The 15,843-nt window shown below is 45.4% G+C and carries 16 protein-coding genes and 1 riboswitch; of the genes, 1 reads left to right on the plus strand and 15 read right to left on the minus strand.

Annotated features, from left to right (window positions below; translation table 11 throughout):
• Positions 1-242 precede the first annotated feature (242 nt).
• Entirely contained in the window at positions 243-1,010 is a 768-nt protein-coding gene (locus SIN01_RS11115) for a TIGR01457 family HAD-type hydrolase (RefSeq protein WP_029548369.1), read from the minus strand.
• Between the two features lie 117 nt (positions 1,011-1,127).
• On the minus strand, positions 1,128-1,418 hold the full coding sequence (locus SIN01_RS11120; protein WP_010027768.1) for a YutD family protein: 291 nt from the start codon (positions 1,416-1,418) through the stop codon (positions 1,128-1,130).
• Between the two features lie 171 nt (positions 1,419-1,589).
• Between SIN01_RS11120 and SIN01_RS11125 the strand changes: the two genes are divergently transcribed.
• Positions 1,590-2,576 carry a M23 family metallopeptidase gene (locus SIN01_RS11125; protein WP_047035102.1) on the plus strand — a complete coding sequence of 329 codons (987 nt, stop codon included), beginning with the start codon at positions 1,590-1,592 and terminating at the stop codon, positions 2,574-2,576.
• Positions 2,577-2,615: 39 nt separating this feature from the next.
• Here SIN01_RS11125 and yunB read toward each other — a convergent pair whose 3' ends face one another.
• The 13 genes from yunB to sigI all read right to left on the minus strand — a co-directional run bounded on the left by yunB (position 2,616) and on the right by sigI (position 15,802).
• Positions 2,616-3,425, minus strand: a complete 810-nt coding sequence (gene yunB / locus SIN01_RS11130) for a sporulation protein YunB (protein ID WP_010024289.1) — start codon at positions 3,423-3,425, stop codon at positions 2,616-2,618.
• Between the two features lie 130 nt (positions 3,426-3,555).
• On the minus strand, positions 3,556-3,858 hold the full coding sequence (locus SIN01_RS11135) for a YunC family protein (RefSeq protein WP_010024290.1): 303 nt from the start codon (positions 3,856-3,858) through the stop codon (positions 3,556-3,558).
• Between the two features lie 21 nt (positions 3,859-3,879).
• Positions 3,880-5,292: a bifunctional metallophosphatase/5'-nucleotidase gene (locus SIN01_RS11140; protein ID WP_010024291.1), complete on the minus strand. Its 1,413-nt coding sequence runs from the start codon at positions 5,290-5,292 to the stop codon at positions 3,880-3,882.
• 177 nt (positions 5,293-5,469) lie between these two features.
• Positions 5,470-6,876, minus strand: coding sequence for a Fe-S cluster assembly protein SufB (gene sufB / locus SIN01_RS11145; protein ID WP_010024292.1), 1,407 nt, complete (start codon positions 6,874-6,876; stop codon positions 5,470-5,472).
• A gap of 152 nt (positions 6,877-7,028) precedes the next feature.
• On the minus strand, positions 7,029-7,484 hold the full coding sequence (gene sufU, locus SIN01_RS11150) for a Fe-S cluster assembly sulfur transfer protein SufU (RefSeq protein ID WP_010024295.1): 456 nt from the start codon (positions 7,482-7,484) through the stop codon (positions 7,029-7,031).
• A complete protein-coding gene (locus tag SIN01_RS11155) occupies positions 7,474-8,694 on the minus strand; it encodes an aminotransferase class V-fold PLP-dependent enzyme (RefSeq protein ID WP_010024296.1) in 1,221 nt (406 codons plus the stop codon). Before SIN01_RS11155 ends, sufU begins: the two co-directional genes overlap by 11 nt.
• Positions 8,694-10,001 carry a Fe-S cluster assembly protein SufD gene (sufD, locus tag SIN01_RS11160; RefSeq protein ID WP_010024297.1) on the minus strand — a complete coding sequence of 436 codons (1,308 nt, stop codon included), beginning with the start codon at positions 9,999-10,001 and terminating at the stop codon, positions 8,694-8,696. Before sufD ends, SIN01_RS11155 begins: the two co-directional genes overlap by 1 nt.
• A 27-nt stretch (positions 10,002-10,028) precedes the next feature.
• Positions 10,029-10,811, minus strand: coding sequence for a Fe-S cluster assembly ATPase SufC (gene sufC / locus SIN01_RS11165; RefSeq protein ID WP_010024298.1), 783 nt, complete (start codon positions 10,809-10,811; stop codon positions 10,029-10,031).
• A 294-nt stretch (positions 10,812-11,105) separates the two neighbouring features.
• Complete coding sequence (locus tag SIN01_RS11170; RefSeq protein ID WP_010024299.1) at positions 11,106-11,924, minus strand: MetQ/NlpA family ABC transporter substrate-binding protein; 819 nt, start codon at positions 11,922-11,924, stop codon at positions 11,106-11,108.
• A gap of 75 nt (positions 11,925-11,999) precedes the next feature.
• On the minus strand, positions 12,000-12,665 hold the full coding sequence (locus tag SIN01_RS11175) for a methionine ABC transporter permease (RefSeq protein ID WP_010024301.1): 666 nt from the start codon (positions 12,663-12,665) through the stop codon (positions 12,000-12,002).
• On the minus strand, positions 12,658-13,677 hold the full coding sequence (locus SIN01_RS11180) for a methionine ABC transporter ATP-binding protein (RefSeq protein ID WP_010024302.1): 1,020 nt from the start codon (positions 13,675-13,677) through the stop codon (positions 12,658-12,660). Before SIN01_RS11180 ends, SIN01_RS11175 begins: the two co-directional genes overlap by 8 nt.
• Positions 13,678-13,839: 162 nt before the next feature.
• Positions 13,840-13,955: riboswitch (SAM riboswitch) on the minus strand.
• A 117-nt stretch (positions 13,956-14,072) separates the two neighbouring features.
• Positions 14,073-15,017 carry an anti-sigma factor domain-containing protein gene (locus SIN01_RS11185; RefSeq protein ID WP_141306080.1) on the minus strand — a complete coding sequence of 315 codons (945 nt, stop codon included), beginning with the start codon at positions 15,015-15,017 and terminating at the stop codon, positions 14,073-14,075.
• Positions 15,018-15,043: 26 nt separating this feature from the next.
• Positions 15,044-15,802 (minus strand): RNA polymerase sigma-I factor, encoded by a 759-nt coding sequence (gene sigI, locus SIN01_RS11190; protein ID WP_010024308.1) that lies wholly within the window; start codon positions 15,800-15,802, stop codon positions 15,044-15,046.
• Positions 15,803-15,843: the final 41 nt, after the last annotated feature.

Raw genomic sequence — 15,843 nt, forward strand, 5'->3', positions numbered from 1 at the left:
CCGGGCTAAATACGCCCGGTCCTCAATCTCCAGCCGTGTGTGCTGGGTTCGTGTCTTTTCGGTGCTGAATCGCCGCTTCAGTTGCTCGCTTGCCGCGGGCGTCTCGTATCTGCGCGTTTGATGCACAGTCTTTTGCATGACCAAAAACCACATACTTTCTTCACCTGTAATAAAAGACCGGACATTGTCCGGTCTTCGGCTTATGCATCGAATAACGCTCAAGAAATGTTCCGTGCATGGGTTTAGTCAAATCTCCACTCACTCAGTGAAGGCAGTGCAAAGGTCGGCTGCACGTCTTTCGTTTTAAGCACTTCTGGAGTAGTCACGCCGGTGTGGACCAGCAGCGTGTCAATTCCCGCATGGATACCCGCCAAAATGTCCGTATCATAGTTGTCGCCAATCATTAATGTATGCGCTTTTGACGCGCCCAGCTTCTCAAGCGCAAGATCAACAATAATCGGTTCCGGTTTTCCTATAAACGTCGGTTTTACCCCTGTAGAAACGCTGATCACAGAGGTTAATGCACCATTTCCGGGCACAAGACCGTGCTCATTCGGAAGCGCAACATCAGGATTGGTTGAAATAAAGGTTGCGCCGGAACGGACAGCCAGACAAGCTTTTGCATATTTTTCGTATGTAATTTGCCGATCCATACCAAAGGCAACAAAGTCCGGATGCTCCTCATCATAAATAAGCCCTGCATGCTCTATCGCTTGTTTTAACCCTTGTTCGCCGATGTAAAGGACTCTTGCATCTTTTTTTTGTGCTTTGATGTAGCTCGCTGTTGCCATGCTGGTCGTCAAAACATCATCAGGCGTGCAAGGGATACCGAATCCGCTTAATTGATCAGCAACGGTTTCTTTTGTCCGCGTTGAATTATTGGTGACAAACAAATAACGCAGCCCTTTTTCTTTTAGCGTTTTAACAAAGGTTACCGCTTCGGGGATTTCCTCTTTCCCCCAGTAAACGGTGCCGTCCAAGTCCAGTAAAAATGTATCATAGCTTGTCACATCTCTGCCTCCCGTTTTCATCCTATTTTTACCCATCACAAAATCCTTCAGGATCGGAATGTTCATTCATCAATTTTTTAATTTTGTACACACTAACAAACAAGGTTCAATCGAACATCATTTTTTGTTCACTTTTTTAAGTACAAAATAGGCACAGCCGAAGCTGCAATATTCGACAATATAGTCAACAAGTGTGCTTATTTTTGTATCGAAGGTTGATTTTGGATTGTGGTTATCGTAAAAGCCGCGCAGTCTCAGCTGCTCGTAGCCCCAATCCCCCACAATATAGTCGAATTTACCCAAGATTTCGCTGTATCTTTTTAAAAAGGCTTCCTCATTCCAGCCATTGCGGACATCTTCAATGACTTCATATGTATTGGAATCAACCGAGACAATCGAACCGGTCAATGGGATAACCTCCCCTCTGATTAGTAAAGCGTGCCGATCGCCTGCCGGAGCAAGACAAGCACGGTTCTCTTTACGACGTACTACTTATTATAGCAGATCATGCGCTTATGGTGAAAAGTGCAGCAAAAAATGGATCAGAATGAAATTATAGGAAAGGACCGCTGTTCATCAATGAAACGCTCACGAATGTTCCATCTTTTTTGCGTTATCTTAATTTGGCTCATGACACCGGCATTGGCGTGTCAAGCTGATTCACATGTAACGGCTCAAGATCGAAAAGCCTTATATTTAAAGACAGCCGCACTAACCGGGATACGTTGGAGCATTCTAGCCGGTTGCGACCAATATGCGCGCAACATCCTTGCGCTTGATTCAGAACATCCTCACAAAGATGAATTGATCAGCATTGCTTTTGCTAAACGCGCATGGGCCGGTCCGTTAAATCCTAATCCGGACGACCAAAATCCGAGTACGATTGCCTTGTTCGGTGGAATCGGAAGGGATGGAAATGGTGACGGTCGCGCGCAACGAAGCAGCGCAGAAGATCGGCTCTATACATTTGCGCAGTCCATTGCTCAAGCAGGGCCTGGTGAAGAGAACACGCGAATCGGTCTCTGGCAGTATTATCGGCGCGGTAAAGCGGTCGACCTAATCAATGATTTCGCGCGGCTCTTTGAACATGCAGAACCTGAGGAACTGGAAAAACATGTCTTCCCGGTACCGCTCAATTACAACCATGATTATGCATCGACTTGGGGGGCAAAACGCGGTTGGGGCGGCAACCGTATCCATGAAGGTACCGATATTTTTGCTGACTATGGCACACCGGTGCGCGCCACCTCCTATGGCATCATCGAACTGGTCGGTTGGAATAAATACGGCGGCTGGCGCATCGGCATCCGCGATCTCCATGGAAACTATCACTACTTTGCCCATTTGAATGGCTATGCACCGGGCATTCATCATGATGTTATTGTAAAACCGGGGCAGGTGATCGGTCATGTTGGCAGTTCTGGATACGGACCTAAGGGCACAATGGGCAAATTTCCCCCTCACCTGCATTACGGGCTCTACCGTGATAATGGGCGTGCTGAATATTCAGTTGACCCATATCCGGCTCTGCGCATCTGGGAACGGCAGGATGCTGCAAAAAAATGAGGCTAGCTAAGAAAGGCATGCCATTAAAGAAATTTCGTCTTACCGGTTGCTCTTTTTATTTTCAGAAGGCGTTTCAATCGGAACGGTGGGCGTAACGCCTGCACCATTTGATCCGTAAAAGTAAGGAACGCCCGGATTTAAACCTTTTAAGCCAATCGGGATGCGCTGCTTGATCGTCTGTGATTTCATCGCGAACGGAACAATCACATCCACCTTGACAGTCACAACCATGTAAATGGAGTAGAGCGGGTTATTGATACCGGCATTTTTATATTCCTCCTTAATATCTGTCTCAACGTTGCTGACGACTTCCATTTCTACGGGAACACGCGGGCCGTAATTACTGAGCAATGCGTTGTTTAAGATCTGACCGAGTGGAATATCGGCGATAATTGCGTCGCCATGGTGGTTTTTACTGTAAAAGAGATCATCCTCTGGACCATTGGTAAATGAAATACGGCCCTTCTCAGCTGCGCGAAGAAACCATAAGATTCGATTTGAGATCTGTCCTTTAAGCTGATTCGCTTTTTCAGAATTAAGCTCAAAATCAGTGATTTTCTGATCCTTGGTACGATGGGTAATGAACAATTCTTCTATTTTGGGAATTTCATTAGGATCATTCTCTTCAGTAATATTGCTGAGCACATGCTCTCCGATCCCGTAATTAATCGCGTAATGAGCCATTTGTTCCGTCTGCGTCTCTGCAATACTGAACAATGCCGGTTTCATTTTTTCGTTCACCAGCCAGATGGCTAAGGAAACGCAGAGGATGAAAATGAACAAAGAGAGCAGCAGCGATTTTTTAAAAGACAGGTTTCTTCGTCGATAACGTCTGCTCGGTTTAAACATGACAACCCTCCTCCACTTCAATATATATGAAGGTGAAGGAGGGTTCAGTCTTTTTTCTTTGGAAAGGCTTATTCCGGGTAATGGATGCTTTCCTTAGAAACCCATTGGGATCAATGGCTTATTTTTAACGTCAAGCCATTTTTTTTAATGCATCAATACCGCTCATTCCTGGATGAACACCAATTTTTTCTGCACCAACGGTTACCTCAGCCAGTGGGGCATGCAAAAGGTCTTCTAAGGTACGAACGCCGACTGCTTTGCCTGCGCGCACATCGCGATCCGCCAGTTTATCGTTCAGCAAACCGACATCAAGAGCGCCGCACATAATGTAGCCGGATGCCCCGGTGATGATCAGTAACGTTGTCTTTGGCAAGGAAACACTGATGCCCTGAACTAAGCGGCCGTCGATCGTAAAAGGTTGCACATGAATCATTCTAAAGCCTCCCCTCCTCATTCAGTTTATGGAGGGATGAGGCAATGGGTGACTGTCCTGTTTTGCGTCGCTGCGCTTACCAAGCTGCCAAGCAAGTAAATCGCGCAGCGTTTCCGGCAAGTAAAAGCGGTGCTCCGCTTTAACAATGGGCGGCAGCATCGAGCCTAGAGTAAACATATCGATCGATCCGATGCTGTAGCGTCCCGCTTGATCAAGAGGTTTACCGTTAATCCGAACATGAACAGCAGTCTCCCCTTCCCGCTCATAAGTCAGATGACTAAAAACAAGACAGCCGACGCGTTTCCCGCGAAAGCCGAACCCTTTAAGCGCATAATTTTGGAAAGACTTCTTCATGCCGAGCTGAATCATCGAAATAATCGCATTGCCGGACACTTCAACACGACACGGATTAATCGGGTGCGGACAAATCTGATGCACCATGAAGCGGGTCACAGCTCCTTTAGGAAGCGGACCAAGAATGACTCCTGCATTAACTAGGCCAATATCGGCATCGCACCATAAGCGAAGCGCATCCGCCATAATTGACGGCAATTCAGACGCTTTAAACCAGTCGACCTGCAATGGATGTTCCAAATAAGCAACACGATGCTGCATATTGGCAATCCCGCGATCCGTTAATCGTTTCACTTCAAGAGCGGCTGTTTGATCTTCAGGCATGCGCAGGGTGATCAAATCCGCACCTTTATGAAGAACCTTACGCTTTCGTTCATCGTATTCAACAACAATATGACCGGCATAGCGCAAGAATTTGCCTGTCTGTGCAATTAATGTGCCATCCAACAGTTCTCCTTGTTCAAGCACATGATGCGTATGGGCGCCGATGATCACATCAATCCCGGACAACTCCTTTGCCGCATGTTCATCAAAGGGCAGCCCGCAATGAGACAGAACAACCACAAGATCTACTTTATCCCGTACTTGATCCACTGCCGTCTTCAGCTCTGTGTAGGGGTCTGAAATGCTCCAGCCGAGCTGGCTGTAGAAGTTTGGGAAAGCAGCGGTTATCCCGATCAAACCCACGTTTATCCCTTGCATGTCAGCAATGGTCCAAGGCAGACACCACGATGGCCGCAAGCCCGAATGCTGATCATAGAGATTGGCAAGCACGACTTTGAATTGGCGCATGACATACGCAGCACTCAGTTGACCTTTGGTGAACGTGATGCCTTCATTGTTGCCGATCGTTGCATAATCATATCCGGCTTCATTTAATAAGTGTACGTTGCCTGCCCCAAGTAAGCCTTCGGTCAACGGGTTTACGCGATCCATATGATCACCGAGATCAAGGGTCAGATACGGTTCTCCGGCCTGATCAAGCCGGCGCCGTTCATCGTTTAAATAGCGGACCAGGCAGCCCCAATTGTTGAGGTGGCTGTGAATATCATTTGTATGGAAAAAGTGTAGTCGTATCACGCATTTGTCCCCCCCCGATCATAAACCAAACGCAAAACGAACGAAATCAAATGAATACTTCTATTTTCACCTCACTTCAGCTGCTCGCTTTACCTTCTTATTGTAAAACAAAAACCTTTCAATTTGCGCGTATTCGCGCATTGAAAGGTCTGCTGGAAAGGATCGGAAACCGGACGATCAGCCGATCGAGCCTTCCATGTTATATTTAATCAACCGATTCATTTCAACCGCATATTCCATCGGAAGTTCTTTCGTAAATGGCTCGATGAAGCCCATAACAATCATCTCAGTAGCTTCTTGTTCCGTGAGACCGCGGCTCATCAGATAGAAGAGCTGCTCTTCAGATACCTTTGAAACCTTCGCTTCATGTTCCATCGAAATATCTTTATTTAGGACTTCATTATATGGAATCGTATCTGATGTTGATTGATCATCCATGATCAAGGTATCGCATTCAATGTGGGAACGAGAATTCTTTGCTTTCGGCGAAAAATGAACTTTTCCTCGATAAGTAACGTTTCCACCATTTTTAGCAACCGATTTAGAGATAATTGTTGACGATGTATTCGGCGCAAGATGGATCATCTTTGATCCTGAATCCTGATTTTGTCCTTTTCCGCCAATCGCGATTGTCAACGTGCTGCCTCGTGAACCTTCACCCTTGAGAACAACCGATGGATATTTCATTGTGACCGCAGAACCAATGTTGCCGTCTACCCATTCCATCGTCGCGTGATCCTCGCAAATCGCACGCTGCGTAACAAGATTATAAACATTGTTTGCCCAGTTCTGAATCGTTGTATAGCGGCAGTATGCATCTTTGCACACATAAATTTCAACGATTCCGCTGTGCAGCGAACTGCTCGAATAAACCGGAGCAGTACATCCTTCAACATAATGGACAGACGCCCCTTGATCGACAATGATCAAGGTTCGTTCAAACTGACCCATACTTTCGGAATTGATCCGGAAATAAGCTTGCAGCGGTGTCTTGCATACCACACCCTTTGGAATATAAACAAAGGAACCGCCGGACCAGCATGCCGCATTAAGGGCAGAGAATTTATTATCGGCATAAGAGATCACTTTGCCAAAATATTGCTTAAAGAGCTCTTCATGTTTCTGCAGCGCGGAATCCGTATCAAGGAAAATCACGCCGTCCTTTTCCAGCTCATCTTTCATGCTGTGGTAGACCACTTCGGATTCGTATTGGGCAGAAACGCCGGCCAGATATTTGCGCTCAGCTTCAGGGATACCGAGCTTATCAAAAGTGTCTTTAATCTCATTCGGCACTTCATCCCAAGAACGTCCCTGATTATCCACCGGCTTTACATAGTAGGTCAGATCATCGAAATTCAACCCGCTGAGGTCGGCGCCCCATTGAGGCATTGGCCGTTTGTAAAAATGATGCAGACCCTTTAGACGATAATTGAGCATCCATTCCGGTTCATTTTTCTTCTTGGAAATTTCGCGCACAATATCTTCAGTCAGACCCCTTTTGGTCCGGAACACGGAGACATCTTTTTCCCTAAATCCATATTTATATTCTTCGATATCAGGAAGCTGCTGCTGTTCTGTAGCCATTGCGGAATTCCTCCTTTTTAGCTTTATAGGGCGATGCACGGCATCGCCTATTTATTGATCACAGAGATACACCGAATGTTAACCTGTTTGAATTCATTAAGTCGTACATAGTTTAAGTGTACCATAAGTCACAGAAAAATTGCATGTACTGCTCATTCATGATTCAGGTCTTGATCCGCGGTGCGCAGTGCTTTTTCAACGGCTTTCCACGCCAACGTCGCGCACTTAATCCGAGCCGGATATTGCGAAACGCCATGAAGTGCTTCTGCATCGCCAAGATCTAAGTCGTCATTGTGCTCGTGACCCTGAACCATTTCTGAGAAATCAAAAGTAAGTTGATGGATTTGATCAACATCAAGCCCTTTAATTGCTTCGGTCATCATCGAAGCGGAGGATTGACTGATCGCGCAACCCGATCCCAAGTACTTTACATCCTTTACCTTATGGTTCTCAATCTCCAGAGAGACCTGAATTTTATCGCCGCATGACGGATTGTTCATTTTCACCGTCACACAATGATTGCCATTGAGTTCGCCGCGGTTTCTCGGTTTCTTATAATGGTCCATGATGACCGATCGGTACAACTGGTCAAGATTATTAAACAACATGTCCAAAGAACTCCTTCGTTTCTTTAATTCCTTTGGCTAACGCTTCAATCTCATCCTCAGAATTATAGAAATAGAAGCTGGCGCGAACCGTTGATTCACACTTTAAACAACTCATCAGCGGTTGCGCGCAATGGTGTCCGGCGCGTACCGCAATCCCTTCCGAGTCAAGAGCTGTTGAAACATCGTGAGGATGTACACCGTTTATATTAAACGAAACTAGTCCGGAGCGTTTGCCCGGTCCATACAAGGTCACACCGTCAATTTGCGACAACAGTTCATAGGCCGTATTGGTCAAAGATTCTTCATAGCTTTGGATCTGATCCATGCCGATCTGTTGCAGATAATCAATCGCTGCACCAAGACCGATTGCGCCGGCAATATGCGGCGTGCCTGCTTCAAGCTTCCATGGAAGCTCTGCCCATGTCGCACTTTGAAAACCAACCTCATCAATCATTTCCCCGCCGGTTTCAATCGGTTCCATTGCCTCAAGCAGTTCCTGCTTGCCATACAAGATACCGATTCCCGTTGGTCCAAGCATCTTATGTCCGGAAAACACAAAAAAGTCAGCATCAAGCGCCTGTACGTCGACCGCCATATGCGGGGTACTCTGCGCACCGTCTACAACCATGATTGCACCACATTCATGGGCAATTTTTGCAATTTCTTTCACCGGATTAACCGTACCTAAGACATTGGATACTTCTGTCACAGACACGATTTTCGTTTTATTGGAAATCGTCTCACGTACTTTTTCAAGCGCAAGCGTACCGTCTTCTTCCATTGGAAAATAACGCAGTACGGCTCCTGTCTTTTGTGCGACCTGCTGCCACGGTATCAGATTCGCATGATGTTCCATCGGCGAGATAACGATCTCATCGCCTTTACCAAGACGTGCAAGCCCATACCCATAGGCAATTAAGTTTAAGCTTTGCGTGGTCCCGGTTGTATAAATTATTTCTTTATCGCTTTTCGCATGAATAAAGCGGCGTATTTTCTCGCGTGCTTCTTCATAGCGATCCGTTGCTAACGTCCCCAGTGTGTGTACACCGCGATGAACATTAGAATTATAGCGTTCATAGTAATCGACCATCGTTTGAATCACTGATGTTGGTTTTTGCGAAGTCGCTGCATTGTCTAAGTAGACAAGTTGATGTCCATTAACCTGTTGATTGAGAATTGGAAAGTCCTTACGAATTGTTTGAATATCCATTAGCCGACCTTCCTCTCAATTAATTTTGTCAACTGTTTCTGTACGCCTTCAATAGGAAGCAAATCAACAACCGGTGCAAGAAATCCTTCAACAATCAATTTTTCAGCGGTTTCTTGCTTAATCCCACGGCTCATTAGATAGTAGAGCTGATCTGGATCAACGCGTCCAACAGATGCCGCATGCCCGGCAACGACATCATATTCATCAATGAGGAGAATCGGATTGGCATCGCCTCGTGCTTGGTCGCTCAGCATCAGCACCCGCTGCGTCTGTTCACCATCCGCACCGGACGCCCCGTGTTCAATCTTTGTTCGTGCATTAAAGATCGAGTTTGATGCATCTTTTTGAGCGGCACGAACCAGCAGCTGACTTTTTGTTGCTTTGCCAACATGGCGCACATAATTATCAAAGTTTTGTTTTTGAGAGCCGCTGCCAATACTTACCGCCTTAATATCTGCTTCGGCACCGTCTCCCTCAAGGTTCGTTGCATTTTCGGACAAGGTATTGCCGTCATTCATTTGCCCTAGTGCCCATTGAATACGGCCGTCTTTGGCGACGTTGGCCTGTCGACTGACATAGGTGACAAATTGATCAGAGAATTCATCTACTGCGCCGTATTTCACTTGGGCATTAGCACCGACGACAACTTCATTGACGATATTGGCAACACTTGTGCCTGCCGCTGCATCAGACAGATAGCTTTCTACAAAGGTGACCGAACTGCTCTCTTCTGCGACAACAAGCGTATGGGCAATCAGCCCCGCTTCCGGTGCATCTTGGTAATATACCGCTTGGATCGGTTCGCTGACCACGACATTTTTCGGCACGTAGAGGAATGTTCCTCCATTGACGAGTGCTGCATTTAAAGCGGTCAGTTGGTGTTTATCAATGGACGTTGTCTTGAAATAATAGTTTGCGAGCAAATCGCTATGTTCACGAACCGCAGTTGCCAGGTCTGTATAGATAACGCCTTGATCCTTGAGGTTCTGTGATAAATGGTCAAAAACGGCCGAATTGTTCACATGAATCAATACATTGCCGACCTGATCGCCTTTGCCCATCAGAGTGCTGATTTCTTCAGGCAGATCACTTAATTGGTCAACCGCATCACTTTCGGTTTGAACGTTAAATTTTGTAAAATTCCAATCAGCGATACGCGTCTTTTCCGGTGTCGGCAATGGAAGTTCTTCTGCAAGGGCCAACCCCTTCAGACGGATCTCTGAAAACCATTTCGGTTCATTTCGATTCTTGGTAAAATTAGTGATTGCTTCCGCATCAAACGGAAGGTTTTTCAGCTGCATAGACATCGTCACCCCTCCTTACTCCTTCAACGTTTAGGCTTCTACCGTTTCGTCGTCTTTAATGCCCAGTTCAGCCTTCATCCCGTCATAGCCTTCTTTTTCAAGCTGCAAAGCAAGTTCCGGTCCGCCTGTTTTAACAATCCGTCCTTGCATCATAATGTGCACTTTATCCGGTTTAATATAATTCAACAGCCTCTGATAGTGGGTAATAATTAAGCAGCCAAAGTTCTCTGAGCGCATCGAGTTGACCCCTTTTGCCACCCACTTCAATGCATCAATGTCCAACCCGGAATCAATTTCATCCAAAATTGCAAATTGCGGTTCAAGCATCATCAGCTGCAAAATTTCGTTACGTTTTTTTTCACCGCCGGAGAACCCTTCATTGACATAACGTTCTGCAAAGGATTCATCCATTTCCAGCATGTTCATTCTTTTATCCAGCGTTTTGATAAACTTCATCAGCGGAATCTCATTGCCTTCGCCGCGTCTGCCGTTAATTGCTGTTCTTAGGAAGTCGGCATTGCTGACTCCGCTCACTTCGCTTGGGTACTGCATGGCCAGAAACATTCCTGCGCGTGCACGTTCATCAACCGCCATATCCAGCAGATTTTGCTCGTTAAGCAAAGCCTGTCCTGAAGTGACTTCATACTTCGGATGCCCCATCAGTGCCGATGCAACGGTTGATTTACCTGTTCCGTTTGGTCCCATCAAGGCGTGAATCTCTCCGCCCTTCATATCTAGATCAAAGCCCTTGACAATGGACTTGCCTTCAACGGAAACGTGAAGGTCATTTATTTTCAATTCAGGTGCAGTCATCTCAAAACCTCCAGTATGGATAATGTCAATTTGCAAATTGATTCACATTCTCAATCTATTCTCATTATCATCTTATATCAGATGTAAATAGATAGCAAATAAAAGGATATCTGCATCATTTATAAATGTATGTACCCGTATTATACCGCTGTTTTCAAGATTGATCATTGATCTTTGATAAAAAAACAACTTTATTCATTATTTTGTAAAAGGAGAAATGAATCGCCCTGATGAGAATAGAAAAAAACCGCTCGCCATTGCTAACGAGCGGTTTCATCGCACTTGCACTTGTTGTTATTCAGATACCGGCAGCACTGCGCCTTTATATTCTTTATTAATAAACGATTGGATTTCCTTCGATTGAAGCACATGGACTAACTCTTTAATTGCTTTTTTATTTTGATCGCCCTTACGTACGGCGATAATATTCGCATATGGCGATGAAGCTCCTTCAAGAATCAACGCATCCTTTTTCGGCTGCAATTTTGCTTGAAGCGCAAAATTTGTATTAATCGCAAACAAGTCTGCCGCACTATTTTCGTAAGCCTTCGGCAGAAGTGCCGGATCAATCGGCTGCAGGAATTTCAGATGTTTGAAGTTGTCAATGTCTTTTAGTGTGGCAGAAATCGGGTCAACACCGGATTTGATCTTCAATAGCCCTTTTGACTGCAAGAGCAGCAGAATACGTCCTTGTTCCGACTTGTTGTTGCTGATTTGAACCGTTGCTCCATCTTTTATGTCGGTAACCTTTTTATATTTCTTTGAGTAAATGCCAAAAGGTTCAATGTGAATTTTTCCTGCATTAACTAAGTTCGTATTGTGTTGTTTATTATAAAGATCCAGGAATGGAACATGTTGGAAGTAATTGGCGTCCAATTGTTTTGATGCAAGCGCCTGGTTAGGCAGTACATAGTCTTGGAACACTTTTACTTTCAAATTAATCCCTTTCTTCTTCAGCAGTGGTACCGCTTGTTTCAAGATTTGTGCATGAGGAACTGCTGACGCACCGACAGTGAGTGTTTGCGTCTTTTGAGACGAACCTGCTGATTGTCCGCATGCGCTGAGAATGAGTGCAAATGCTAGAATGAGCGAAAAAACGATTGATTTTTTCATATTTGTTACCCCCAATTAAGATGTGTCGCTATGATTTTTTTTACCATCATTTTTTTATGATCAGCTTTTAGCTGTCTATCTCTTGTCTACACGTCGCGTAATGCGATCGCCAATGTATTGAATCAAGAAAACAATGACAAGGATGATAATCGTTGCAATGAACGTAATCAAGTTATTATTTGTTTGAAAACCTTCATTATATGCAATCGTGCCTAAACCGCCGGCACCAATAACACCCGCCATTGCCGTATTGCCGATCAGAGCAATAAAAGTTACCGTCATCCCTGAGGATAACGCCGGCATCGCCTCGGGAAGCAAGACCTTCAGAACAATCTGCCACTTCGTTGCCCCCATTGCCTGAGCGGCTTCGATGACGCCTTTATCCACTTCTCTAAGCCCAATTTCAACAAGTCGTCCATAGAACGGAGCCGAGCCAATAACAATTGCCGGCAACGCCGCGGTTGCCCCGATCATTGTGCCAAGAAGGAGCATTGTGAACGGGATCAAAAGAATAATTAAGATAATAAACGGGATCGAGCGGAAGGTATTGACAAATGAGGCGATCAGTCCATAGATCATCTGATTTTCAAAAAGTCCGTCTTTTGCCGTTAAATAGAGCAGTAAACCTAAAAGAATACCTAAAATAAATGTAAAAAACCCAGATATAATCGTCATATAAAGCGTTTGTCCGGTTGCCAGCCACATGCCGGGCCAATCAACCGATTGAAGCCATTCACTCATTAGAATTGAGCACCTCGATTGCTGCATGCTCAGAACGAATCGCTGCAAAAGCATCGTTCATCACATGGATCGTTCCTTCGACGGCAAGTAATGTCTTCTCCTGATTTCCCTTATCTTGGCGCTCTGTCCCAAGCACTTTAATTGAAAGGTTGGTGTTGGCAAGCAGTCGGGCAAGATTTTTCTGAAGAAGCTGCGGATTATCAGCACTCAGATGAACCAGTGTTGCACGCTTCGGCGCCAAATCACGCAAACGCATTGCCTTTTGCTCCTGATCGCCATCGGAACTCCCTATGAATTCTTTCGTTATCTGCTGTTTCGGGTGTTGGAACACCTCGGTAACGCTGCCCTCTTCAACAATGCATCCCTGATCAAGAACTGCGACGCGTCTGCATATCTTTTGAATGACGGACATTTCATGTGTAATCAATAGGATCGTTATTCCTAATGATTGGTTGATTGATGACAAAAGCGAAAGAATTGAATCGGTTGTTTTGGGATCAAGTGCAGAAGTCGCTTCATCGCACAAAAGCACCTTTGGGTTGTTTACGAGGGCGCGTGCAATGCCGACACGCTGTTTTTGACCACCACTCAGTTGCGCGGGATATGCCGATTCTTTTCCTTCCAACCCCACCATTTTGATCAGTTCTGCAATTCGGGACTCACGCTGACTTTTTTTTGTATTCGTTAACTCTAAAGGAAGTGCAATATTCTCGGCAACGGTTCGCGACCAAAGCAGATTGAAATGTTGAAAGATCATCCCGATATTGCGTCGTTCTTTACGCAACTGACGCTCATTCAGCTTCGTCAAATCGTGACCATCAATCGTGATGGTTCCTGAAGTCGGTTTCTCCAGTAAATTAATTAACCGAATTAGCGTACTTTTTCCAGCACCGCTGTACCCGATAATACCGAACACTTCTCCTTCTTGAACCTTGAGATTAACCCTTGTTAAGGCTTGAACAGGACCTCTCGCAGTTCGAAACGTTTTCTCAATATTGCTTAATTGAATCAAATTCGTTCACCGCTTTCAAAAATTACACAACGCAATCCAAGACATAAAAAACTGTTTTCCTAATGTTTTCGTTCACTCATGAAATGATGCCGGCCCCTTCACCTCTCGTCCATTCATTATTCTCCAATAAAAAAACCCGCCTTGAGAGAGGTGGGTCCGCCTCTCTCATCTGCCAGAACGCATCGCGTTTCTGTTGGAATTAGCACCTTGACTTTGCGCATGCGCAATCAGGTTGCCGGGCATCATTGGGCCAGTCCCTCCGCCACTCTGGATAAGAGTTTTTCTATTCAATTGAGTGTACTTAATTTACCATCCAAAACGGTTCGTGTCAATTCTTTTTATCAATCATCGTGCTGCTCCGATCAAGCGTCTCACGGTACATAGCTCTATACCGTTCAGGCATAACGCGCAGTGCGGCTATTCAGATCGTGGTAACCGCTGTCCTTTTGATCGATGAACCGTTCTTTCGATTGAAACGGATTCTGAAAGAGCGGATGTGTATGCTTCCAGTCCGATACAGCCTGCTCCACTTTTGGATGATTCGCTCGAATACTTCTCGTTTCTTTAAATAAAGCGCGCCATGGGAGGGAAAGCGACTCCGAACGCTCGCGAATTTTCTCTGCGGACAGTTGCCGGGCATCATCAAGGGACAGCGTTTTCCCATAGGCATTCGCATTTAAATAAAGCAGATACTTGCCCGCCGACAAACCGCGTGCTTCAGCCTCTCGTTTCTGCTGAAGCGACGTATGCAACCATTGCACATCGATGCCGTTCGCCTCTATTGCGCGACGTGCACTGCTTTTGAATGCTGCAGTCAGACCACTCGTAAAATCCGTTCGCTGCGAATGACTGATTTGATCCGTAAGGACGGACGTAACAATGCAAAGCGAGCTACCCGAATCCTTACCCAATTTTGAAAGCAGCGTTGCGCTCAGTTCTTGAAAAGACGCATTCTGAAGCATTGGCCGTTCTTCAATAAATTGTTTTGCCTCCCGGTTTAAGGGTTGAACAGAAATAATGTTCATGTTGCGATCTACACTCGCTTCAACACTCGCTTTCAGATCAAAAGATACATAAGCGGCCACAGGTCCGGGGGGTGCGTATGAGCTGTGTGAAAGCGGTAGAAAACAGAGCACGGAGAAGCTCAGTGCCATCACCGGTATCATAAGTGACTTGGGAAGAAGGAAGAAATGAGCAAGGTGTGCCGCCTTAACGGTTTGACCAATCGACAGTCTCGCCGTCCGTGTAAGACGCACGGACTTAAAGTCCCCGTCATCAGTTAAAACAATGGCACGGCGCCCTCTCTTGGAAATGAGTACACCCTGATCTTGTTTAATCAGTGTTTCTCCCCACCTTTCTCAGGTCGTCATTGAACCGTCTCCATTTCCGGTTCAATATAGGACCGTAATGCGCTGAACCCACCAATATAGATGAGTGCTAAAGCTATTATATACTTTCGATTCCTCTCAATCGTTTTACGGGAGCACGAAACAAATTGTAACAAATCTTTTATCGGCAACTGCTTTTTTTTCTTTAAATAAGCGACCAATTCCTTATGTTCAACAAGCAATTTCGCAGAAACTTTTGCATTTTCGCGTGCATCTGCATGCTTCGGGCAGTGTTTGCTCAGTACATCAAACGTAATGCCGTAATCGAGCAGCAGTGCGCGGTAGCTTTCAATCTGTTCCGTGCGTTCTTGAATGCGGCGCTGCTCTTCATAGTGATCAATCGCCGCTTGTTGTTCGATGAAGCTTTCCTCCATCGTATTTTCATCCGACGGTTTTGTCTGATCCAAGTAAATATGGCGCACTTGTCGCGATTCTTTTCGAATAAAATCGATGATTCGGCGACGAATAACCATATCGGCAAAAGTCAGAAATTTACTCCCCTGACCGTTCTGATATTGATTGATCGCCTCGTTGAAGGCAACGAGACCCACACTGAATTCGTCCATTGTTTGATCGATAAAACGATTGCATACTTTAGAAACAACCTTTTTAATAAAAGGTTTGTAGGATTCGATAATTGAGTTTCTCAAGATTTCATTTCCCTGTTGTACTTGGGATATATTATTTTCAAGCGGAATATTAAACGCTCCGCCTAATGTCATCTGGTTTGCGCTCATCAAAACACCCACCTCTCGCTTTTGCTTCTTTAAATAAAATC

It is taken from the genome of Sporolactobacillus inulinus, assembly GCF_006539285.1.
Classification (GTDB): domain Bacteria; phylum Bacillota; class Bacilli; order Bacillales; family Sporolactobacillaceae; genus Sporolactobacillus; species Sporolactobacillus inulinus.